Here is a 20,283-nt window from a genome sequence, read left to right as displayed (position 1 = left end):
CAAGCCTACACCGGCAGAATTTGATGAACTTTCACGGGGCTAGCTCAGCAAAGGTAACAATTGCCTCTCCTGCCCTGGTATCGCCAATGCGCCTAACTTGCGGCATCTTGCACAGAAGCAACCATTGTCGCTTCCTAAACAAGCATATTTGCTATAATTAGCTATTCTTAGTGTCATTACAATTTCCCCTATTCCGCTGCTCACCTTGGCTCAACCTGCTCGTACTGCTGAGCCTGAGCAGCGCGGCAGCTCCCGCACCACCGCGCAAGGCCCCGTTGGGCAAAGTCCTCGGCGCTGATATTTCCTTTTTGCCGCAGCTCGAAGCCCGAGGTATGAAGTTCTCGGACAAAGGCGTGCAAAAGGACGCCATCCAAATTCTGAAAGACCACCATTTCAACTACATCCGACTCCGGATTTTCAACAACCCGGCGGCCGACAGCGGCTATGCTCCCGGCAAGGGCTTTTGCGATTTGGCCCACACCTTGGCCATGGCCAAGCGCGTGAAGCAAGCCAGGATGAAGCTGCTGCTCGACTTCCACTACAGCGACACCTGGGCCGACCCGCAAAAGCAGTTCAAGCCCGAAGCCTGGAAAAACCTGAGCGGCGCGGCCTTGGAGAAAGCGGTGCACGACTATACCGCCGACGTGTTGAAGGCCCTGGCGGCTCAAGGCACCCCGCCCGACATGGTGCAGATAGGCAACGAAATCAGCCACGGCATGCTGTGGCCCGATGGCAACGTGCAGCTGGCCGACAGCCTCACCCGCTTCGACACCCTTGCCAAACTAGCCGAAGCCGGCGCCAGCGCCGTGCGCGAAACCACGCCCAAAGCCCTCGTAATGATGCACATCGCGCTGGGCGGCCAAAACCGGCACTCCACGCTGTGGCTCGACCGCATGCAGGCCAGCAAGGTGCAGTTCGACGTCATTGGCCAATCTTATTACCCAAAGTGGCACGGCACCATTGCCGACCTGAAAGCCAACCTCACCGACTTGGCTCAGCGTTACCCGCAGGATATTGTGCTGGTGGAATACTCCGAGCGCAAGCGCGATGTCAACGACATTGCTTTCAACCTGCCGGGCGGGAAGGGCAAAGGCAGTTTTATCTGGGAGCCGCTCAACACCTGGGAATCTATTTTCGACAAACAGGGCCAGGCCAACGACCTGTTGTTAATTTACGACGAAATCAGCCGCAAATACCGGGTTAAGTAACCCCGCGCCGCATCCCCACAGCCATGCCCTACAAAGAGCGCAGCATCGAAAAACAATATTTCACCATCGGCGAAGTGGCCGCCCAGTTCAAGGTGGCCGAGTCGCTGGTGCGCTTCTGGGAAACCGAATTCGACGAGCTGCGTCCCCGCCGCAGCAAGAAAGGAAACCGCCTCTACACGCCGCAAGATATCGAGGTCTTCCGCACCATTTACCACCTGGTGAAGGAGCGCGGCTACACCATTCCCGGGGCGCGCGACATGCTCAAGCAAAAGGGCCCGCAGCTCAAGGAAAAGATTGACGTGGTGCAGTCGCTGGAAAAAGTCCGCTCCTTTCTGCTGTTGCTACGCAAAGAAGTGGAAGCGGCAGGCAAGGCGGAGCCCGAGGCGTAACCTCACTCCCCGGCCAGATATAGCTACCGGTGCAACCTCACCCTCGCCCCTCTCCAAAAGAGAGGGGAGCCTGAATTTATAAAGGCTAGCTTTTTTACACTTTGAAATCACCTCCTCCCGTCGTCTGGCTCCCCCTCTTTTTTGGAGAGGGGGCCGGGGGGTGAGGTTCTACCGATGAACGACGAATCCCTTTTCCACGAACTCGCCCTCACCCTGCTGCCCGGCATCGGCCCGCAGCTTACGCGCCAGCTCATGAGCTACGGCGGGGCGGCTAAAACCGTGCTCACGATGCCGCCCGGCAAACTGCGCCGCATTCCCGGCGTGGGCGATGCTATTATTAAAATCATCACCGGCCCCGAGCGCGAATCCGCCCTGCGCAAAGCCGAGGCCGGTATTAAGAAAGCGGAAAAGGAAAGCGTCGAAATCCTCTTCTACACCAGCAAGCGCTTTCCTAGCCGGCTCAAGCTGATACCCGACGCGCCGGCCATCCTGTATTACCAAGGCACGGCCGACCTCAACGCACCTAAGACCGTGGCGCTGGTGGGCACCCGCAAAGCCACCGAATACGGCCGCGAGCAAACCGAGCGCATCGTCCAGGGCCTGCTGCCGCATCGGCCGCTCGTGGTGAGTGGCCTGGCCTACGGCATCGACATCATGGCCCACCGCGCGGCCCTGCAGGAAGGCCTGGAGACCGTGGGCGTGATGGCTACGGGCCTCGACATCATCTACCCGGCCACGCACCGCAAAACCGCCGAGAAAATGCGCGAGCAAGGCGGCCTCCTCACCGAATTCGCGTTTGGCACCCAGCCCGACCGCTACAACTTCCCGGCCCGCAATCGCATTATCGCCGGCCTTTCCGATGGCACGGTAGTCGTGGAAGCCGCCATTAAAGGCGGGGCGCTGATAACCGCTGAGCTGGCCCTGAGCTACGACCGCGACGTGCTGGCCGTGCCCGGCAACTTGGGCTCGGTGGCGTCGGAAGGCTGCAACGCGCTTATCAAAAACAATAAAGCGGCTCTCTATTCTGAGCCGCTAGACCTGGAGCAGCTACTCAACTGGGACGCGGCCCTACACCAGTCCGGCAAGTTTAAGCCGGCGCCCTCCTATTCGGCCGATGATTTTTCGGCTGAGGAATTCGCCCTGATAACGGTGCTGGCCGCCGCCACCGGCCGCGAGGAACAAATGGACGAGCTGGCCTGGAAGGCCCAACTGCCCATCCACAGCGTGGCCTCGCTCCTGCTGGGGCTTGAGTTTCGGGGCGTGGTGCGGGCGCTGCCAGGCAAGAAGTTCCTGCTCCAATAATCACTGATTTTTCGGATTTAAGCGGATTTCACGGATTTTGTGGACGGTGCGATGAGTAAGGTTTTATACAACGGCGCATTGCAGGATTCCGAAGCCTTCGGCCTCAAGCTGCCCAACCGCGGACTGGCTTTTGGTGATGGTTTTTTCGAAACGCTGATTTTCACCGAAAACCGCCTGCGCCTCGCTGCCGACCATTGCCAACGCATGCAGCAGGCCGCCGCCGCTCTCTATCTCAAGCTACCCGAGCCCCTGGCGACACCCGAAGCGCTGGAAAGCACCTTGGCCGAATTAGCAGCGGCAAATAACTTGCCCGCCGCCCGCCTGCGCCTACAGCTCTGGCGCGCAAGCGGCGGCCGCTATACTCCCCTTACCGAATCCGCCGAATGGCTAGCCACGGCCGAATCTTTTGTAGCCGATGATTCTCCAATATCGAAGGTTGACTTTGCCCTGAAAACCCATTCCATTTATTCGCCGCTGAGCTTTTGCAAAGGGCCGCAGGCCTGGCTTTATGTGCGCACAGCTCATGAGCGGCAACAGCGCGGGCTGGATGAAATTATCCTGTGCGATGCTGCCGGATACGTGGCGGAGGCAGGAGCTGCTGCGATTTTCTGGATGAAGGAGGAGGTTCTGTTTACGCCTTCTTTAGCAAGCGGCTGCGTGGCTGGCGTGCGCCGAGCGCAGGTACTTCGAGCAGCCCAGGCGCAGGGCATAGCGTGCCGGGAAGGGCTGTATTCAGCTCAAGATTTATTGGCTGCCGACGCGGCTTTTACTGCGAATGTGGCGGCCGTGCGAGAAGTGCAGCAAATTGGCAATGTGGTTTACAAGCGCCTCTCAAACTGCTTAAGCGACTTAAGAGCCTGCTAGTTTTACCAGAGAGTAAACCATTGCGCACACTCCCACAGAAACCAGCCCAATTAGCAGGGTTGCCATCAAGTACTCTAAATCTAGCGCAGCTTCTTGCCAGCCAAAACGATGCAGACCTGCGTGGCCATGCGTTTGCCAAAGCACGCGGAAACTACTTTGGCCGCGCTCCCGCAGCCAGAGCCGAAACCAACCTGTGAAGAGCATGAGCGGATAAAGCGCCACCAAAATCACCGTGCGCCCAACCCAACAAACGGCTGCTGAAACGGCATCGAAAATTGGGGCAAGAATGAATTCTGCCAGCAGCTCGCCGATAAATTCCAGCATAAAGGGCAGTTGAGCTAGACGGCTACCGGTGCTTTAATAGCCGGCCACGGGTCGTAATTCTCCAGCTTGAAGTCCTCGTACTGAAAGCTAAAAATATCTTTGACTTCGGGGTTTATCAGCATCTGGGGCAGCGGGCGGGGCTCGCGTTCCAGTTGCAGGCGGGCTTGCTCCAGGTGGTTGCTGTAGAGGTGGGTGTCGCCGCCGGTCCAGATAAACTCGCCGGGCTGCAGGCCGGTTACCTGGGCTACCATAAGGGTGAGCAGCGCGTAGCTAGCAATGTTGAAGGGCACGCCCAGGAATACGTCGGCCGAGCGCTGGTAAAGCTGGCAGGACAGCTTGTCATCGGCCACGTAGAACTGGAATAGCGCGTGGCAGGGCTGCAGCTTCATCTCGGGCAGTTCGGCCACGTTCCAGGCTGAGACGATGATGCGGCGCGAGTCGGGCTGGGTCTTGAGCTGCTGGATTACCTGGCTGATTTGGTCGATGTGGCCGCCGTGGCCGTCGGGCCAGGAGCGCCACTGGTGGCCGTACACGGGGCCCAGCTCGCCGTTGGCATCGGCCCACTCGTCCCAGATTTTTACGCCGTGCTCTTTGAGGTAGGCAATGTTGGTTTCGCCCTTCAGAAACCACAGCAATTCATGGATAATGCTCTTCAAGTGCACCTTTTTGGTGGTGACCAGCGGGAAGCCATCCGCCAAATTGAACCGCATTTGCGGCCCAAAGATGGAAACCGTACCCGTGCCCGTGCGGTCGGTTTTGACGGTGCCGGTTTCAAGGATTTGGCGGAGAAGGGCTTGGTACTGGCGCATAAACGGAAGCTAAATCGGAAAGCTCAAAAATAGAGAAAGCCGCCCAGTTGGGCGGCTTTCTCAAAATTGGGCACCTTACATTTTACTCAGCAGCTGTGGCGACTTGCTTGGTTTCGTGCTTTTGCACCGCCGAACGAATCCGCGATGCCATGCCATACAAGTCGTCAAGTGTTCCAATATCCACTCGTTCGCCGCCTTCTACATCAAACAATGTAACGTACTTCTTGCTGCCATTAAAATGGAGCCGGCAGATTGGCTTGCGGTTGTTATCATCCAACAGGATGCCGCAGTAGGATTGCACATCTCGCATGACAACCCGATTGACCGGCACCGTTTTACGCAAAATGGCCCGCACTATCATGAAGCCCTCGGTCTCCTCCACGGTGGTTTGAATGTCTTTAGCTTCTGGTTCAGCTTGAGCTGCGGGCTCGGGCATGGGAGCCGCCGGAACTTCATTTACTAAAGGACCTTGACCGCTGGTGTCAATCATAGCCGAGCGCAAGCGCATGGTTATTTTATCGTTCAGGAACTGGTGAAATGAGCGGTGCACCAGCAGGCTGAACTGTTCCTTTAGTTTAGGCGTGAGCACGCCTTCATATACTTGCTTCGATACGAAGTTAATAAATTCAGTCGACGGCTGGGTAAACTGTTCGTCGAAGTATTTCTTGAAAGCCCGCATGTACTTGAGGTTATATGCTGCGAACAGCATGTCCTCGATGTTGAAAGCGGCTTTGCTGAGCTTTTTAATTTCAGAGACGTCGTTTTCACTAAAATTGGAAAGGTCGAACTCCAGGAATGGCCGTTCATCCATCTTATTGGCTTGCTCCAGGTCGGTAAACAAGCGGTAGACAAGTCCATTGGTGAGAATAGCAATCCGTGCTTCCGTGACATGGAAATACCTAAACAATTGGCTGGCGTGATTGATATTCAAATCACCGCCAACATGCTTGCATTCAATAAGAATAATCGGTTTGCCGTCTCGCATGATGGCATAATCAATCTTCTCGCCCTTCTTCGTACCAATGTCGCAGATAAACTCGGGGACTACTTCGGTTGGGTCAAACACATTGTAGCCTAAAGCATTGATGAACGGCATCACCAAAGCCGTTTTAGTAGCTTCCTCAGTTTGAATATGGACAAGTTGTTTCTGCGCTCGCGACGCCAGATTGGACAGTTGGTCAATTAGCTCCATAAGGTTTGGGGTTAGGTAGAATGCCCGTAAAACACGGAAAACGCATGTAATATAAAAGCCCGGCTCCATAATGGAACCGGGCTTTTATATTAAAATTACTATTTAACCTTTTAACAGATTTACAGCGGCTTAGAAGTTGACGCAACTGTAGTTTTCGTACTGGTCTTTACAGCAGCCGTTTTGCCGCTTTTCATGCAGCAGGAGCCGCCGGCCATGCCGCCCTTCATGTCTTTGGTGCAAGTGGCTTTCATTTCGGTGGTACAGGCGGCCTTCTTACCTTTTTTGCCGGCTTTGTCGTGGCCGTCGTGGGCGAAAGCGGTGGTACCGGCAAATGCAAACAGGGCGAGGGCGAGCAGGGTCTTTTTCATAAGAAATAAGGTTGAGTTGAGGGGAAACAAAAGAAGAAAAAGCGGGGTTTTCTGGCTCCAAGATACGCGCTGCCCACCCATCTTATTGTGCCGGGCCTGGCAAATCTTCTTCCTTCGTTTCTCACTTTTCGCCGCTAGTCCGGCGCCTGCTTCGGCCGGTGCTGCTTAGGGCGGCCACCCGATGTCCCTTCGCCGTTACGCTCACCTTACCCTGCTGCTCCTGGGCCTGCTCACGCTCCTGAGCGTGTATTCTGTAGCCCAGTTGCGGTTCAACTACAATTTCAACGACTTCTACCCCGCCGGCGACCCCGACCTGGACTACTACCAGGGCTACACCCAGCGCTTCGGCAACGACAACGACTACCTGCTGCTGGGCGTGGAAGCACCCGCCGGCAAAACCGTGTTTGACCCCGCGTTTCTCGCCCAGGTCGACTCGCTCACGCAGCTGGCGCGGCGGCAGCGCCACGTCCTGCAGGTCACCTCGCCCACCACGCTGGCCAATACCGTGGTCGAAGGGCTGGGCGCCTTCAGCCTGCCCTACCTGCACCCGCGCGAGCCCGCCCGGCGCGCCGACGACTCCACCCTGATTTACCGCACCCCCGGGCTCGTGGGCAATGTGTTCAGTCCCGATGCCCGGGCCGTGGCGCTGGTGCTCCAAATCACCCCGGACCTGACCAAGCCGCCCGGCGACTCGCTGTTTGCGGCCCTTCGCGGGGGCATCACCCGCCTGGGCCTGCCCGATGAGCGGGTGCATTTTGCGGGCAAGCTGGTGGCTCAATCCGTGTTTGTCGACCGCCTAAAGTGGGAGTTGGTGGTGTTTATGTCGCTGTCGGTGCTGCTCGTCACTGGGCTGCTCTGGCTCACATTCCGCACGTGGTGGGGCGTGGTGCTGCCGCTGATAGTGGTGCTGGGGGCCATTTTGTGGGGCCTGGGCGTCATGTCGGCTTTTGGCGTGAGCATCGATTTGATGACGGCCCTGCTGCCGCTCATGCTCTTTGTAGTGGGTATGTCGGACACCATCCACATTATCAGCCGCTACGTGAGCGAGTTGGGCTACGGCGCCAGCAAAAAAGACGCTCTGCGGGTCACCATCAAGGAATCGGGGTTTGGGTCGGGCTTGTCGGCGCTCACCACCAGCCTGGGCTTCTTCACACTGATGACCAGCACCATCCGGCCCATCCACAACTTCGGCTTGTTTACCGGCGTCGCCGTTATCCTGGCCTTCGTGCTCAGCTTCACGCTGCTGCCGGCCATGCTCGTGCTGCTGGGCAAGCCGCAGCTGCGGGAGCCGCGCCGCCAGGGCCACAGCTGGGACGGCGTGTTGGGCCGCATGTTCCGCACGGTGCTGTTGCGCCGGCGCCTAATTTTCACAGTGAGCGGGCTGGTGCTGGCTACGGCCATTGGGCTCTCTACGCGGGTGCGCATCAACTCCTCGCTGCTCGACGACCTTTCCAAAAACGACCCCGTGCGGCAGGACTTCGCCTTTTTTGAACGGCAGTTTGCCGGCGTACGGCCCTTCGAAATGGAGCTGAAACCCGCGCCTGGCCGCGACATCTACGACTTGGCCGTGCTGCAGGAAACCGAGCGCATCGAAGCCTACCTCCAGAACACCTACGGCCTGCGCTTTGCCGCCTCGCCGGTCACGCTGGTAAAGTCAGTGCGCAAGGCCCTGAACGGTGGCGGGCTGGCCGAATACCGCCTGCCCACCGACACGCTGGAGCTTCAGCGCCTGCGCAGCAAGCTCCGTCTGTTCCGCAAAAAGGCCGAATTCAGCGCTCTGGCCCTGCCCGATGGCTCGGCCGGCCGCCTCACCGGCCGCATGGCCGACGTGGGCAGCATCCGCGCCGATGCCCTGAACGACGCGCTGCGCCGCCACCTGCGCGCCACCGTCGACAGCACCGTGCTGCGCACGCGCCTCACCGGCTCCTCCAACCTCATCGACAAAAACAACGAAAACCTCACCCTGAACATGATTCAGGGCATGGCCATCGATGTGCTCATGGTCACGCTCATTGTGCTGGCATTGTTCAAGTCGCTGCGCATGACCATCGTGGTGCTCATTCCCAACCTGCTGCCCATCATCGTTGTGGCCGGCGTGATGGGGCTGGCCGGGGTAAACATGAAGGTGAGCACGAGCATCATTTTCACCATCGCCTTCGGAATTGCCGTCGACGACACCATTCACTTCATCTCCAAGTTGCGACTGACATTGGGCAAGGAGCCCGACATCTTCAAAGCGGTGCGGCGCACGTATTTGCTGGCGGGCAAAGCGGTTATCACTACTTCGCTCATTCTGGTGGGCGGCTTTTCTACGCTGCTGTTCTCAAAATTTGACGGGACGTTTTACGTGGGGCTATTGATTGGCCTCACGCTGCTGTTTGGCGTGGTCGCCGAGCTGACCTTGCTCCCCTTGCTGATACTGTACTTCTACAAGCGGCCGGCACTAAAAGCTGCTCCGGTCGTGCCCGACGCGCTTTCAGAATTGGACGGCAAGGCCGGACGCTAGCACAACTGCCCGGGGAGGCTCTAACTTGGGGCGTCATTCCAGCCAGGCAAGCCCGTAGCCTGAGCCGTTTCGCTACCTATTAGCCCACCATGTTCCGTAAGAAACTACTGCTGCTCGTGCTGCCAGCACTGGCGGCCTGCACCCGCCCGGCCACGCCGTTCAAACGCGTTTTAGGGCCCTCCGTTTATTTCCCGGCACCCGGCGACAACTGGCTTCGCCGCCGGCCCACCACCGAAGGCTTCGATTCGGCGCGCCTGGCCGAGGCCGTGGCCTTTGCCCAAACCCAGGAAACCACCCAGATGACGCCCAACTTCTCCACCCAGGAGGAGATTTTTGGCAAGCTGCTCGGCCCCATGCCCACCAGCCGCGCCGCCACCAACGGCCTTATTCTGCACCACGGCTACATCGTGGCCGAGTGGGGCGACACCCAGCGCCCCGACCCCACCTATAGCGCCGCCAAGAGCTTTCTGTCCACCATCCTGGGCATTTCCATTGACCGCGGGCTCATCAAGAACATTCACGACCCGGTGGCCAACTACATCAAGGACGGGGGCTACGACTCCGAGCACAACCGCCAGATAACCTGGGAGCACCACGCCCGCCAAACCAGCGAATGGGAAGGCGAGTTGTGGGGCAAAAACGCCGACTTCGTGGGTCACGAAGCCTTTGGCAAAGGCGAGCGCAAGCCCCGCGCCCTGCAGGCCCCCGGCACCTACTACGAGTACAACGACGTGCGCATCAACCGCCTGGCGTTGTCGCTGCTGCGTGTCTGGAAAAAGCCGCTGCCGGAGGTGCTCAAAAAGGAAGTGATGGACCCCATCGGGGCTACTAATACCTGGAAGTGGGTGCCCTACCCCAACGCCGTGGCCACCGTCAACGGCAAGCAGATGCCTTCCGTGAGCGGCGGCACGCGCTGGGGCGGCGGCCTCATCATCAACGCCCGCGACGAAGCCCGCTTTGGCTACCTCATGCTGCGGCAGGGCCGCTGGGGCCGGCGCCAGATAGTGTCGCCCGGCTGGGTGAAGCAGGCCACCACCCGCGGCCCCGTCGGCCCCGACTACGGCTACCTCTGGTGGCTCAACACCGAGCAGAAAGCCTGGCCCGATGCCCCGGCCACCAGCTTTGCGGCCTTGGGTGCAGGCCAAAACACTATCTGGGTCGACCCCGAACACGACCTGGTCATCGTGTGGCGCTGGCACAATGGCAGCCCCAATGAGCTCATCAAACGCGTGCTGGTGGCATTGAAACCGCAGCCCTGACCGACCTGAAACCAGCTCACTATTGCCTGAAACATAGCCTGTTGCGCACCACGATAAAACTGTCTACTGGTCGTTGTTACAGTTAACCACCTGCGTGCCTCAGTAGTAAAGTCAGCCGCTTTAACGACTCGACGTTCCTACTGGCCCCTGCGATTTGGGTGCTTTGGCCTAGTTTTACAAAAAAACCACAAATGAGAAAATCTATTTCCGCAACGGCGCTTCGGCTTCTGTTCCTGGCACTGCCAGCCACCGCGGGCTTCATGACCACGGCCTGCAAAAAAGACCCCGAGATTGTCACGCCGGATTATGCTGCCACCGACGAGAGCATCATCAAGCAATACATCGCCGACAACAAAATCACCAACGCCCAGCGGCAGGCGTCGGGCCTGTACTTCGTGCCCCTAACCACCGAGCCCACGGCCGTACAAGCGGTAAAAGGGAAAACCGTATCGGTACTGTACACCGGCCAGTTCATGAACGGCACCGTTTTCGATGCCTCCTCCAGGAACGGCAATACGCCCATCACTTTCAAGCTGGGTAACAGTGAGGTGATAGCAGGCTGGGACGAGGGCATTGCCCTCATGCGAATGGGAGAAAAAGCACAGCTGCTGATTCCTTCGGCCCTGGCCTACGGCCCAAGCGGCAAGGGGTCCATTCCGCCCAACGCAGTGCTGCGCTTCCAGGTGGAGCTGGTGGATGTGAAGTAAACCATCCGGGTTCCAATCAAAAATTCCGGCATCGGGCCAGCTGCATGGTGCAGTTGGCCCGATGCCGGAATTTTTTTTGTTTAAAGCCGTAATTGGGCTTAACTCAACCGTGCCGCTTCAGCGCACCCGGGCCAGCAGGGCCGCGTGGTGCGGCGCCCGGCTCAATATCTCTTCATTGCCGAGCAGTACCAACTGCTGGCGCGCCCGCGTGAGGGCCACGTTCAGCTTGCGGTCTACCTGGCCGGTTTCATCGGGCGATACCATCAGCTCCAGCTGGTGTTCGTGGTGGCAGCAGAAGCTCACAATGATGACCTCGCGCTGGCTGCCCTGGTAGCGCTCCACGGTATCGACGCTGACCTGGGCCAGCGCCGGCAAGCTTAGCTCAACTGCCAGTTGGGCCAGCCGGGCGCGAATGCGCGCCGCCTGGTTGCGGTAGCTGGCGATGATGCCCAGGGTAGATTCGGGGTTGAACAGCGGGCCGTAGCCCTGGGCTACGTAGGCGGCCGCGCGGGCCGCCAGCTCGGCCTCTTGGGCCGATTCTTTCATGGATAAATCCTCGGGCTGGCGGCGCGTGGGCACGAATACCACCCGCTGCGTGCGCAAGGAAGCCGCCAAGCCATCGGCGGCCGCTGGCGTGGGCCAGGCGCTGCGGTCCAGCAGGGCCGACTGCCAGGGCAGCGGGCAACGCAGCTGGTTGTCGTAGAAGTCCTGGTTCACCAAAACCGCCAGGTCCTGATGCATGCGGTACTGGTCGGCGAGGGTGCCGTGGGCGTGGGGCCATTGCGCTACGGCACGGCGGAAAAGGCGCTCGAAGTAGGAGTTGCGCAGGTTGGTGAGGCCCAGCTCCTCGCGCAGCAATTCGGCCACTTCGGGAGCTACCGCACTGGTTTCGGGCTCCTGCGCCACCACGGCGGGCAGCTGGCGGTGGTCGCCGATGAGGATGAACTTGCGCACTTTGGCTAGCAGGGCCAGCATGGGCGACTCCAGTACCTGGCTGGCCTCGTCCACCACAGCGAGGTCAAACTGCTTAATCATGAACAGCTCCGGCTTGCCCAACAGGCTGGCCACCGTGCCTACGTAAAACGGGCAAGTGCTAAGCCGGTCGCGCACGGCCTGCCGGTTGGTGCAGTCGCGCAGCATGTTATCGAGCAGATACGGCCGGTAGACGGGCGCCGTACCCAGCCGCGAGCCCACCCGAATGAAGGGCAGCCCGGCTTGCACCAGCTGTTCGCAGATTTCGTCCACAGCGCGGTTGGTGTACGCGGCCAGCAGCACCTGCTTGTCCTGCTTGTAGAGGCTCACGGCCAGTTCCCGCAGCACTGCGCGGGTCTTGCCGGTGCCGGGCGGGCCACAAAGCACAAACCAATCGGGGGCCGCCAGGGCGCGGGCCACCACTTCGGTGGCCGTTGTAGCCGGGCCTGCCGTGGGCGCCCAGCCTTCCGGCTCGCGCGGGCCGGTGCGGGCCAGCAGGCGCCGGCGGCGCTCCGGTGCCAGGCACAGAAAAGACGACAACCCGGCCCACTCGCGGCGGAATGTATCGTAGGTATCGGGCTCCAGCGCCCAGTGCGAATGGCCCAGCAGGTAGCGCGGCGCCATGCGGCGGTTGCGCACGCTGAGCACCACCTGGCCATTGGCGCCGAGGTCTTCGGCCAGCACCACTTTCACTACCTGGGCATCCAGCACGGATAATGGCAGCGTGTCGTAGGGGCGGGGTCGTACCTGGTAGGGCTTGTCCCCGCCCGTCGTTGCCGAACTGCTCTGGTCAGCAGCAAACTCAGCGGCTTGCTCCAACGTCCGGGCGGGGACAAGCTCCGCCCCTACTTTACGTCTTGGGTATAGAATGAGCGTATCGCCGGCCCGGAAGTTCACTTCCCGCCCATCGGCTGGGCGCTGAAAAATCAGGTGCGGGCCTAGGCCGTCGCGGGCTCCGTCGTCGGCGTTGCTGTGGTCTTCGAGCAGCACCAAATCGTCGAGCAGGCTAAAGTTCTGGTGCTTGCGGGCCTGGGGCAGCAGCCACAAGCCGGCCTGACCGCCAGCATCGCCGGGGCGGGCCTCGTCGCCGAGGAGCGTCAGGCGCATTTCCCGGGCCGTAAAGCGGGCCAGCTCCAGGCAATAGGCACGCTCCACGGGGTCGGCTGCGGCCCAGGCGTTGGCCACTTTTTCAGCCTTCGCCTTGCCGAAAGATGGCAGGGCCATCAGGTTGGGCTGCAGCACGGGGGCTAGCAGGTGGGCCGTTTGGCTCGGACCAGTGGCGCGGGCCAGCTGCAGTTCGGTGCCCACCAGCTGGTTGCGGGCCGAAAGCAGGCGGTCAATCATGTCCTGGTCCTGGTCGACGCGGCGCACGGCAGGCTGCCCGCTGGCGGCGTTGGAGTACAGGATGCTGGTGCGGCCTCGGCCGGCGGTTTCGCCATCGGCCCCAAACACCGACTCGAGCAAGAGGCGGTAGAGCTGGGCCTGGGCCGCGTGGTTGCTCCATGGCTCGGCGTAGGGCACTTTCGTCGAGCTTTTCAGCTCCACTAAGTCGTAGCCAGTGGTGCTTTCGTGCAGCAAGTCGAGCCGGCCCTGCAGGCCGTAGGTAGCCGACAGGAAGGTGGGCTCCAGGAAGCAGTCGGCCAGGCGCAGGGGCTCCTGCTGGTAGCCGGTGCGGCTCTGGGCCACAAAGCCCTGTGCGCGGGTTTCGCGCAGGGTGCGGTGGTGGCGGCGCAAGTCGTTGAGCAGCTCCGGCACGCCGGTACGGGTCTGGAACTCGGCCAGCGTGCTCAGCGACAAGGGCGACGTACGGAACAAGCGCTGCTTCAGAAATTTATCCAGGTTGAATTCGGGCTCATCAGCCTCCGCACCGGCATCGGCTGGCGCGGCATCCGACGCTTCATTTTCACCTGCTGGCACCAGATTCTTCGAGAGCACCTGATTTAGGGAGGCTTTTTCGGCTTGCCGGGCGGCGTGGCTCACCTCCTCATCCAGCAGCAAGTTGACCAGGTTTCCGAGCACCAGCGGGCGCGAGGTTTCGTCGGGCAGAAATGCGTTGAGCAGCGCCCATTCCGGGATGGTGCCGTCTCGCTGAGCGCACTCGGCTACGGTGGTCACGCTCACCAGGTAGTCGGGCTCAAGCACCACGCGGCGGGCGCGTACGCTGCCATCGGGCAGCAGCACCGGGCCAATGAGGTGCAGCGTAGGATGCAGGGCTGCGGCCAGCGACAGCACGTTTTCGTAGGCCTCGGGCAGCACCAGGCGGAATGGGCCAGCAGGGCGGCCATCGGCTGGGGCAGCCATTTCCACGGTCAGCTCGCCGGTGGCTTCGTTGGCGTGCAGCACGTTCACCCGCCACGCCGCAGAGGCTGAGCTCGCATCTGGAACGAAGTTTTTAGCTGGGGCTGCTTCGGTTTCTGCAGCTCCATTTTCGGGTTGGACTGGGGCTTTGGGTGGCGTGGGGCCCAGGTAGGGGGCGCCGGTGAGGTAAAGCACCAGGGCGGCAATGGCCGCAAATCCGCTTGCCACTTCGGCGGGCGTGCCGGCATAGCTTTCGTGCACCACCAGGTTGGCGGAGAGGCGCAGGGCCTGCAGCTGCTGGCGCAGCGCTGCCGGCAGGTTCCGCTCGTAGGCCACCAGCCCAATGGCCTGGCTCAGGTTGACAAAGGGTGCCTCCTGCCGCTGGCACTCGTCGCGCAGCACTGCTTCGAGCAGCTTGCGCAGCTTGGGCAGTTGGTCGGCAGGCGCGGCGGCCGCATCGGCGGCCAGGGCCGCGAGGCGAGGATGGTAACGGGTGGGCATCGGGGTAGAAAATCAGCAGCAGTATCTATAAAAGTAATGGATTCGGCGGCACCAATTATCAGCTCAGGCGCGGCTAGCGGGCGCCGGTGAAGCCAATTGGGGCCATCAGCTTGCCGCCCCGGTACATGTTGAGGTAGAGCGTGACGGGCGTGGCTTTGCCCTCCCAGGTCACGGTGTACACGTCCAGCATGCCGGTATTATCGGCCACGCCGCGGCGGGTTTTGAAGGGACAGCAGCTGGCTTGGCGCTCGTAGGCAACTGCTTGGCCTTGGGGGCCTTTCAGAGCATTAAGGTAGCGCAGCTGGTTGCGCGCGCCGGCCGTGCGGCCGCCGCCCACGCGCACCGGGTTTTGGGCGGTGTAGCCGTAGGTTTCGTCCTAGCTCACGTCGCGCACCACGAAGGGAAGCACCGTAGTGCTGGCATTTTCGTTATTTCCGCCGGGCATTGGCGCCGTACCATATAAAGCCGGAGCTTTGCGGCTGGTGCTGCACCCGGCCACAAGCAGCCCAACTATTCCCCAAAGGACCCACGTATTATTTCTCATGACCAATAAGTTGCTGATTATTGCCTCCCCACCTACCGCTTCCTCGAGGGTGCAAAGAACGCCGCCACAGCCCAAAAGCCGCTTTTTTCTTGTGCTTAGCTTGCTCAGCGCCCTCAGTGGCTTCACGCTTTCGCCGGCTTTGGGGCAGGCCGATGTGGTGACGCCCGACAGCCCGCTGCCCCGGCTGCTGCGCGAGCGGGGCGTGCTCACGCGCCGCTACGCCGTGGCCAGCGCCCAGCGCCACAGCCTGTTCGGCAACAAGCCTTCCAAGAAGGACCTACAAGAGGTAGTCGACGCCCTGCAAGGCATCGTGGACAAAGACCAGCAAATTGTGGACGTGCTCAACCAAACTGCCCGCAAAGCCCAGACAACGTCGGTGCGGTTGGCGGCCACCACTACCACGCTGGAAAGCACCGGCCGCGACGACCGCAACCTCACTGCCCAGCGCCTCTCCGAGTTGCAAAATGAGATAGAAAACGTGCGCCAGCGCGAAAAGCAGCAGCTGGCCAAGCAGCGCGACCTGCAAGCCGAAGTAGCCGACGTAAAAGAGGGCCAATTTGTCCGCGATGCCCTCATAGCCTTTCTCACCGTGCTCAGCATCGGCCTCATGGTGGCCCTGTGGCGCAAGAAGTAGCCGTAATTTCACCGCATGGCCTCCCCTTTTCCGTTCCAGGTAGCCCCGCTACCGTCCCCTACTTTGCCCGAGCGCCGGTTGGCCATTTTTGCCGATGTGGGCGGGCTCGAAGAGTATTATGTGCTATTTCAAAACTACGGCTTTGGCGGCACGGCCGAGTCCTGGGTGGAGCACATCGAAACCATTATTGAAGAGCATCAACCCGAGCTGCTCGAGGAGCTTGAGTTTGAAGAAGGCGGCCACACATTCGTGGCCTATGCTCCCAATCAGGCCGTGGCCGAGCGGTTTTTGGCGTGCGTGCTGCCGTTTTTTGGCACGCTGCCCCTCTTACAGAAGTACCTGAGCCAAGCCGACCCGGACGACTTTTTTGCGTAAACTACATGCAGCCGCTGTTTCGCGGCGAGTGTTATTCACGCATGGCCATTGGGCGGTGGCTCAACTTTTCTAAATCTTGTTAAGGCCCACTGAATGAAAGAGGTTTGGGTATTTCATGGCACGGGCGGCCGGATGACCAGTGGCATTTTCACTTTCCGGGAGGAGGCCGAAGAATTCATTGCCAACTATCGGCTGTCGGGCACTCTCACCAAATACCCGGTCGGTATCAGTGTTTACGACTGGGCCATTGAGGAAAAGCGCTTCGAACCCCACAAGCCGGAACAGTTCGAGCCCGGCTTTATTCAACGCTTTACGGCTGCAAAGCAGGAGCATTATCATTACGAATCCGGAAAACCAAGCAGCGGCGAAGACAGCGAATTGGGCTGATTTTCACTTCAGTTTTTCCGGTTTTCGGCCACTCATTTCCCGTTTTCGTTGTTAGCTAGTCAACGAAATCAATCCGTATTCTTTTGTCAGAAGTATTCATCCCCACCGACCCTTACGCCCTCGAAAAAGAGCTGCGCCACACCCAGGCCCTCATGCAGCTGGAGCAAAAGGAAGACCTGGAGCAATTCAAGATTAAAAACGCCAAGGCCAGTATTGCCGAGCGCCAACAGCGCGGCCTGACCTGGTACCCAGTTACCGTTACGAAGGAGGACATCGGCTTTGGCGGCAAAGTGTTGCTGGAACTCGAGCGCCCCGCCGGCCAGCAGGGCCTACACTTGTTTCAGGTGGGCAAAAATGCCTCGCTGTTTGGTAACGTGCCCGGCCGCTCGGCCACCGACCGGCCCACGCTGAGCGGCGTGATTACCAGCGTGCGGCGCAACAAGCTGCTGCTGGCCACCACCAAAGAAGACCTGCCCGACTGGGTGCTCGACGGCGGCAAATTGGGCATCGACCTCACGTTTGACGAAGTCAGCTACCGTGAGATGGACTATGCCCTAGGCAAGGTAATGGGTGCCTACGGCGACCGCCTGGCCGAGCTGCGCGACGTGCTGCTAGGCGCCAAGGAAGCCCGTTTCCGCGAGGAAAAAGCTTCCGATTTGTTCTACCCCAGTCCGCTCAACGACTCGCAGCTGGCCGCCGTGCGCCACGTGATGGCAGCCCAGGACGTGGCCATTATCCACGGCCCTCCCGGCACGGGCAAGACCACCACGCTGGTGCAGGTGATTCTGGAGACCATCCGGCGCGAGCGGCGCGTGCTGGTGTGCGCGCCCAGCAACACGGCCGTGGACTTGCTCACCGAAAAGCTGGCCGAGCGCGGCGTCAACGTCATCCGCATGGGCAACCCCAGCCGGGTGTCAGACCTCTTGCTGGAGCACACCCTGGATGCCCAGGTGATGGCCCACAAGAGCTACAACGAGATGCGCTCGATGCGCCAAACGGCCGACCAGTACCGCGAAATGGCCGGCAAGTACGTGCGCAACTTCGGCTACGAAGAGCAGCAGCAGCGCAAGCATCTTAAGGAAGAAGCGCGTATGTTATTCCAGCAAGCCGACGACCTGGAGCGCTACATTACCGAAGATTTGCTCGAGCAGGTGCAGGTGATAACGTGCACACTGGTGGGCGCCAGCAACCGCAACATCCGCCACCTGACCTACGAAACGGTGTTCATCGACGAGGCGGCCCAGGCCCTGGAGCCGGGCTGCTGGATTCCGATTGCCAAGGCCAAGCGCGTGGTGCTCGCCGGCGACCACCACCAGCTGCCGCCCACCGTGAAAAGCGAAAAAGCGGCCCGCGACGGCCTGCGCGAAACGCTGTTTGAGAAGTGCATCAAGCGCCAGCCCGAAACGGCCCGCATGCTTACGGTGCAGTACCGCATGCACGAGCAAATCATGGAGTTCAGCTCCGAGCAGTTCTACGAAGGCCAACTGGAAGCCCACGCCACCGTGCGCCACGCCGACCTGCCCGACTACGACCTACGCTTCGCTCCCGATCTGCCCGTGGAGTTTCTCGACACGGCCGGCTTTGGCTTCCAGGAAATCACCATCCCCGAAAGCCGCTCCACCGCCAACCCCGAGGAAGCCGACCTGCTGCTCAAGCGCCTGGCCCAACTGCTGGAGCCCTACGACCAGGCCGACCACGAGGAAGACTTACTCACCATCGGCGTCATTGCCCCCTATCGCGCCCAAATCAACTATTTGAAGGACGCCATCGAGGAAAACGACGAGCTCAACGGCCTCATGGCCCACCGCATGCTGAGCGTGGGCACCGTGGATTCGTTCCAGGGCCAGGAGCGCGACATCATCGCCATCAGCCTTACCCGCAGCAACAACCACGGCGAAATCGGCTTCCTCTCCGACATCCGCCGCATGAACGTGGGCATGACCCGCGCCCGCCGCAAACTGCTGCTCGTGGGCGACTCGTCGACGCTGAGCTCGAACCCGTTTTTCAAGAGCCTGCTGGAATATGTGGAGCGCATTGGCGGCTACCGCACAGCTTGGGAATTGCAGGATTAACCGCGCTGCCGGCGAGAGTCGGATTCGCTAGAAACTGCTGATATTTCTAAACCAAAAGAGCCTGCTTATCGCAGGCTCTTTTGGTTTGTGCCGGCCCGAGTTGGGCTAAAAGTTAATTTGGGCTTGCAGCCGCAAGAGGCCGCCGCGTTGCTTGTTGTCGGGCTTCTGAAAATCCTCATACCGGCGGGACGACAGCGTGTACATGGTCACCAGTTCGAAGCTGCTCATGGGCTGCCATTCCAGCCCAAGTTCGGCCTCGCGCACGGTGTAGCTGCGGGCGTCGCGCTCGTGCTTTTTGCCGCCGTCGTAGTACTGTGCCCTCAAAAAAGGGTAGAGCTGCTGGTGACCGTAGCGCAGCCGGTAGTTGAGCAGCACGTAGCCGCCGGTCAGGGACTTGGTCTCAATGGTGTTGGTGTGGGGGTTGAACTCGGGGCCCCGACCGATGTTGTACTCGGCCTGCACGCCAAACGGCTGCGGGTACAGCACCACCGTGGCCGCCACGCGCTGGTCGCGGTAGCTCCGGTCGGCACTGGTCTTGACGCCGGCCGACAGCAGGTCAGACGGCATCACGTAGTTGCCCGAATAGGCCTGCAGGCCCGGCTCGATGATGTGCTTGCCCAAGGCCACCGGATACGTCACGCGGGCCACCACGTGTTGCTGGTTGTTGAGTTCGGGCCGGTTAGCGGTTTGGCCGTTGAAGACGCCGAAGCCCACCACGCCGTAGTCGCCAGAGCCCTTCAGGCCTTATTTTACCAGCATGGCCAAGCGCTGGCGCACGGCCGTGGGGGCCCAATAGAAGAAGGCGCCCAGGTCCCGTTCGTTGGATAGGGCGCTGTTGAGGGCGTCGGCGCGGTCGAGGGGCAGGCGGTTTTGGCTCGACTGCATGTTTTCGAAGCCAAACGGGACTTTGCTTTGCCCCAGCCGGATGCGAAACTGGCTGGCTTTGTCCAGGCCCAAGTCGAAGTAGGCGTCGCGGAGTTGCCCGAATTGCAGCGACGTGCTGCCGCTGGGTGCACTGGCAAAGTCGGGCTGTATGTAGAAATATACCCGTTCGTGCAGCTGCCCGAAGAAAACAATGCGCACCCGCCGCAGCGAAATCCCGCCGTTTCGTCCCCACGACCGGTCACACTGCTCGCAGTTCAGGTCCGGATTGGTTTCGAGCAGGCGGTTGTAGCGCGCCTGCACATAGCCCCGAATGGCGAAGGTTTCAAACCACTTTTTGGCGACCGGAGGAGCCGGAGCGGTTGAATCGGGTACTTGGCTGTGCACGTGTCCAGCAGCCAGAAGCAGGAGCGCGGTTAATATTCTCTTCATGAAATCGTAATGCTGGCACAAAGTGACGCGTTTCATGTGTCTTCCAGATGTGCCCTGTGTTACGCCAACGTTAACCCTTTGCAAATGTATACCGCCACCGGTCTCGGATTCCCTTCGCTTTCATCAAAACCCTTTGTATGAGAGAGTGTTACCCTTAATGGCCTATAGTCACGGGAAAAGCAGCCCCGCGGTTGGCCCTTGCCCCTGAATTTACGTACTTACCTTGCCTGAAATTTATCTTACCTCCCATTCCCAAGA

General features: G+C 60.3%; 19 protein-coding genes. 11 read left to right on the top strand and 8 right to left on the bottom strand.

Features of this window, described 5'->3' with window-relative positions; genetic code table 11:
• Positions 1 to 170: 170 nt before the first annotated feature.
• From AUC43_RS14220 to AUC43_RS14205, 4 genes are all read left to right on the top strand, one after another.
• Positions 171 to 1,208: a glycoside hydrolase family 53 protein gene (locus tag AUC43_RS14220; RefSeq protein ID WP_157781092.1), complete on the top strand. Its 1,038-nt coding sequence runs from the start codon at positions 171 to 173 to the stop codon at positions 1,206 to 1,208.
• 23 nt (positions 1,209 to 1,231) lie between these two features.
• The gene (locus AUC43_RS14215) at positions 1,232 to 1,597 is read left to right on the top strand and encodes a MerR family transcriptional regulator (protein WP_068194931.1); all 366 of its coding nucleotides are present in this window, start codon (positions 1,232 to 1,234) and stop codon (positions 1,595 to 1,597) included.
• A 174-nt stretch (positions 1,598 to 1,771) separates the two neighbouring features.
• A complete protein-coding gene (gene dprA / locus AUC43_RS14210; protein ID WP_068194925.1) occupies positions 1,772 to 2,899 on the top strand; it encodes a DNA-processing protein DprA in 1,128 nt (375 codons plus the stop codon).
• 51 nt (positions 2,900 to 2,950) lie between these two features.
• On the top strand, positions 2,951 to 3,763 hold the full coding sequence (locus AUC43_RS14205; protein WP_082685102.1) for an aminotransferase class IV: 813 nt from the start codon (positions 2,951 to 2,953) through the stop codon (positions 3,761 to 3,763).
• Here AUC43_RS14205 and AUC43_RS14200 read toward each other — a convergent pair.
• The 4 genes from AUC43_RS14200 to AUC43_RS14185 form a co-directional block, all read right to left on the bottom strand.
• Positions 3,749 to 4,087: a hypothetical protein gene (locus AUC43_RS14200; protein WP_068194920.1), complete on the bottom strand. Its 339-nt coding sequence runs from the start codon at positions 4,085 to 4,087 to the stop codon at positions 3,749 to 3,751. The two genes, AUC43_RS14205 and AUC43_RS14200, sit on opposite strands and share 15 nt — an antisense overlap.
• Before the next feature lie 14 nt (positions 4,088 to 4,101).
• Positions 4,102 to 4,896 (bottom strand): thymidylate synthase, encoded by a 795-nt coding sequence (locus tag AUC43_RS14195; protein ID WP_068194916.1) that lies wholly within the window; start codon positions 4,894 to 4,896, stop codon positions 4,102 to 4,104.
• 82 nt (positions 4,897 to 4,978) lie between these two features.
• Positions 4,979 to 6,088 carry a type I restriction endonuclease gene (locus AUC43_RS14190; protein ID WP_068198646.1) on the bottom strand — a complete coding sequence of 370 codons (1,110 nt, stop codon included), beginning with the start codon at positions 6,086 to 6,088 and terminating at the stop codon, positions 4,979 to 4,981.
• Between the two features lie 119 nt (positions 6,089 to 6,207).
• Positions 6,208 to 6,456 (bottom strand): hypothetical protein, encoded by a 249-nt coding sequence (locus tag AUC43_RS14185; protein ID WP_068194914.1) that lies wholly within the window; start codon positions 6,454 to 6,456, stop codon positions 6,208 to 6,210.
• Positions 6,457 to 6,637: 181 nt separating this feature from the next.
• On the opposite strand from AUC43_RS14185, the gene AUC43_RS14180 reads away from it, so the two are divergent.
• The 3 genes from AUC43_RS14180 to AUC43_RS14170 all read left to right on the top strand — a co-directional run bounded on the left by AUC43_RS14180 (position 6,638) and on the right by AUC43_RS14170 (position 10,928).
• Positions 6,638 to 8,962 (top strand): efflux RND transporter permease subunit, encoded by a 2,325-nt coding sequence (locus AUC43_RS14180; protein WP_071885924.1) that lies wholly within the window; start codon positions 6,638 to 6,640, stop codon positions 8,960 to 8,962.
• An 89-nt stretch (positions 8,963 to 9,051) separates the two neighbouring features.
• Positions 9,052 to 10,221: a serine hydrolase domain-containing protein gene (locus AUC43_RS14175; protein ID WP_068194911.1), complete on the top strand. Its 1,170-nt coding sequence runs from the start codon at positions 9,052 to 9,054 to the stop codon at positions 10,219 to 10,221.
• A 260-nt stretch (positions 10,222 to 10,481) separates the two neighbouring features.
• A complete protein-coding gene (locus AUC43_RS14170) occupies positions 10,482 to 10,928 on the top strand; it encodes an FKBP-type peptidyl-prolyl cis-trans isomerase (RefSeq protein ID WP_068194909.1) in 447 nt (148 codons plus the stop codon).
• Between the two features lie 117 nt (positions 10,929 to 11,045).
• Here AUC43_RS14170 and AUC43_RS14165 read toward each other — a convergent pair whose 3' ends face one another.
• Together AUC43_RS14165 and AUC43_RS14160 are read right to left on the bottom strand one after the other, a co-directional pair.
• Positions 11,046 to 14,699: an AAA domain-containing protein gene (locus AUC43_RS14165; protein WP_068194905.1), complete on the bottom strand. Its 3,654-nt coding sequence runs from the start codon at positions 14,697 to 14,699 to the stop codon at positions 11,046 to 11,048.
• Positions 14,700 to 14,772: 73 nt separating this feature from the next.
• Positions 14,773 to 15,042 carry a hypothetical protein gene (locus AUC43_RS14160; RefSeq protein WP_068194902.1) on the bottom strand — a complete coding sequence of 90 codons (270 nt, stop codon included), beginning with the start codon at positions 15,040 to 15,042 and terminating at the stop codon, positions 14,773 to 14,775.
• A 292-nt stretch (positions 15,043 to 15,334) separates the two neighbouring features.
• Here AUC43_RS14160 and AUC43_RS14155 point away from each other — a divergent pair, with 292 nt between their 5' ends.
• The 4 genes from AUC43_RS14155 (at position 15,335) to AUC43_RS14140 (ending at position 18,711) form a co-directional block, all read left to right on the top strand.
• Positions 15,335 to 15,877: a hypothetical protein gene (locus AUC43_RS14155; protein WP_157781091.1), complete on the top strand. Its 543-nt coding sequence runs from the start codon at positions 15,335 to 15,337 to the stop codon at positions 15,875 to 15,877.
• 15 nt (positions 15,878 to 15,892) lie between these two features.
• Positions 15,893 to 16,252 carry an Imm51 family immunity protein gene (locus AUC43_RS14150; protein WP_157781090.1) on the top strand — a complete coding sequence of 120 codons (360 nt, stop codon included), beginning with the start codon at positions 15,893 to 15,895 and terminating at the stop codon, positions 16,250 to 16,252.
• Positions 16,253 to 16,345: 93 nt separating this feature from the next.
• Positions 16,346 to 16,639 (top strand): DUF7710 domain-containing protein, encoded by a 294-nt coding sequence (locus AUC43_RS14145; RefSeq protein WP_068194894.1) that lies wholly within the window; start codon positions 16,346 to 16,348, stop codon positions 16,637 to 16,639.
• An 83-nt stretch (positions 16,640 to 16,722) separates the two neighbouring features.
• On the top strand, positions 16,723 to 18,711 hold the full coding sequence (locus AUC43_RS14140) for an AAA domain-containing protein (RefSeq protein WP_068194891.1): 1,989 nt from the start codon (positions 16,723 to 16,725) through the stop codon (positions 18,709 to 18,711).
• Positions 18,712 to 18,816: 105 nt separating this feature from the next.
• Here AUC43_RS14140 and AUC43_RS21590 read toward each other — a convergent pair whose 3' ends face one another.
• Positions 18,817 to 19,428, bottom strand: a complete 612-nt coding sequence (locus tag AUC43_RS21590) for a porin (protein ID WP_233254015.1) — start codon at positions 19,426 to 19,428, stop codon at positions 18,817 to 18,819.
• A gap of 27 nt (positions 19,429 to 19,455) precedes the next feature.
• Positions 19,456 to 20,025: a porin gene (locus tag AUC43_RS21585; RefSeq protein WP_233254014.1), complete on the bottom strand. Its 570-nt coding sequence runs from the start codon at positions 20,023 to 20,025 to the stop codon at positions 19,456 to 19,458.
• Positions 20,026 to 20,283: the final 258 nt, after the last annotated feature.

This window comes from Hymenobacter sedentarius (assembly GCF_001507645.1).
GTDB lineage: Bacteria > Bacteroidota > Bacteroidia > Cytophagales > Hymenobacteraceae > Hymenobacter > Hymenobacter sedentarius.
This window is presented reverse-complemented; position numbering and strand designations above follow the sequence as displayed.

What these genes read in the sequence shown, in the direction of transcription:
- AUC43_RS14150 (WP_157781090.1), top strand. Translation starts at nt 15,893, where the DNA reads ATGGCCTCCCCTTTTCCGTTCCAGGTAGCCCCGCTACCGTCCCCTACT.
- AUC43_RS14190 (WP_068198646.1), bottom strand. Translation starts at nt 6,088, where the DNA reads ATGGAGCTAATTGACCAACTGTCCAATCTGGCGTCGCGAGCGCAGAAA.
- AUC43_RS14185 (WP_068194914.1), bottom strand. Translation starts at nt 6,456, where the DNA reads ATGAAAAAGACCCTGCTCGCCCTCGCCCTGTTTGCATTTGCCGGTACC.
- AUC43_RS14180 (WP_071885924.1), top strand. Translation starts at nt 6,638, where the DNA reads ATGTCCCTTCGCCGTTACGCTCACCTTACCCTGCTGCTCCTGGGCCTG.
- AUC43_RS14195 (WP_068194916.1), bottom strand. Translation starts at nt 4,896, where the DNA reads ATGCGCCAGTACCAAGCCCTTCTCCGCCAAATCCTTGAAACCGGCACC.
- AUC43_RS14200 (WP_068194920.1), bottom strand. Translation starts at nt 4,087, where the DNA reads ATGCTGGAATTTATCGGCGAGCTGCTGGCAGAATTCATTCTTGCCCCA.
- AUC43_RS14215 (WP_068194931.1), top strand. Translation starts at nt 1,232, where the DNA reads ATGCCCTACAAAGAGCGCAGCATCGAAAAACAATATTTCACCATCGGC.
- AUC43_RS14170 (WP_068194909.1), top strand. Translation starts at nt 10,482, where the DNA reads ATGACCACGGCCTGCAAAAAAGACCCCGAGATTGTCACGCCGGATTAT.
- AUC43_RS14175 (WP_068194911.1), top strand. Translation starts at nt 9,052, where the DNA reads ATGTTCCGTAAGAAACTACTGCTGCTCGTGCTGCCAGCACTGGCGGCC.
- AUC43_RS21585 (WP_233254014.1), bottom strand. Translation starts at nt 20,025, where the DNA reads ATGAAGAGAATATTAACCGCGCTCCTGCTTCTGGCTGCTGGACACGTG.
- dprA (WP_068194925.1), top strand. Translation starts at nt 1,772, where the DNA reads ATGAACGACGAATCCCTTTTCCACGAACTCGCCCTCACCCTGCTGCCC.
- AUC43_RS14145 (WP_068194894.1), top strand. Translation starts at nt 16,346, where the DNA reads ATGAAAGAGGTTTGGGTATTTCATGGCACGGGCGGCCGGATGACCAGT.
- AUC43_RS14165 (WP_068194905.1), bottom strand. Translation starts at nt 14,699, where the DNA reads ATGCCCACCCGTTACCATCCTCGCCTCGCGGCCCTGGCCGCCGATGCG.
- AUC43_RS14205 (WP_082685102.1), top strand. Translation starts at nt 2,951, where the DNA reads ATGAGTAAGGTTTTATACAACGGCGCATTGCAGGATTCCGAAGCCTTC.